This window comes from Pseudomonas sp. HD57-3 (assembly GCF_056113135.1).
The window spans coordinates 2,326,830-2,327,778 of the sequence record NZ_CM148568.1; the positions used below are offsets into that span (position 1 = coordinate 2,326,830).

Consider the following 949-nt stretch of genomic DNA (forward strand, 5'->3'; position numbering starts at 1 on the left):
CCGTACCCTTTTGAAGAGACATTTTTTCGAGGGAAGCGTGGTGACCAAGTTGACCCTGCTGTGCCTGCCGTACTCCGGCGCCAGTGCCATGGTCTACAGCCGTTGGCGGCCGAAGCTGCCGCAATGGCTGCAACTGCAACCGGTGGAGCTGCCGGGGCGCGGCGCACGGTTCGACGAACCGCTGCACACCGACATGCGCGCACTGGCGATGCAACTGGCCAGGGAGTTGCGCCCGACGCTCAAGACCCCTTATGCGTTGTTCGGCCATAGCCTGGGCGCGCTGATGGCCTGCGAAATCGCCCATGCACTGCGCGCGCTGGGCTGCCCGGAACCGGTGGCGCTGTTCGCCTCGGGCACCGCTGCACCGACCATGCGCGCCGATTACGACCGCGGTTTTGCCGACCCGAAGACCGACGCTGAGCTGATCGACCAGCTGCGCACGCTCAACGGCACCAGCGAGGAAGTGCTGGCTAACGAAGAGTTGATGAGCCTGACCCTGCCGATCCTGCGCGCGGACTTCCTGCTCTGTGGCAAATTCCAGCCGTTGCAGCGCCCGTTGCTCAAGTGCCCGGTGCATGTGCTCGGCGGCAAGGCCGACAAGGCCACCACCGAGCAATTGATCGGCTGGAGCAAGGAAACCTCGGGCAGTTTCTCGGTGGACATGCTGGCCGGCGGGCACTTCTTCATTCATGAACACGAAGCCCGAGTGCTCAAGGTAATCAAGGATCAACTTGAGGTGCATCACCGGCGCCACGCGCTGGCCGTCTCGGCCTGAGGCTTTACCTGTGGGAGCGAGCTCGCTCCCACAGGGGTATTTGGAAAACCAGAAAATCCGCGCTCTACCTCCTCTCTGACACTTCTTCTCAATCGCTAATTTTTCCGGTCTGCATTCGTTTTATAGGGACGACGTGCCTTTGTGCTGCCTGCCTACTGATCCGGATGCCAAGAA

At 61.7% G+C, this 949-nt stretch carries 1 protein-coding gene; it reads left to right on the forward strand.

The features are described from left to right. The first annotated feature begins 37 nt into the window (after window positions 1-37). Window positions 38-775: a thioesterase II family protein gene (locus AC0R79_RS10565; RefSeq protein ID WP_221533012.1), complete on the forward strand. Its 738-nt coding sequence runs from the start codon at window positions 38-40 to the stop codon at window positions 773-775. Window positions 776-949: the final 174 nt, after the last annotated feature.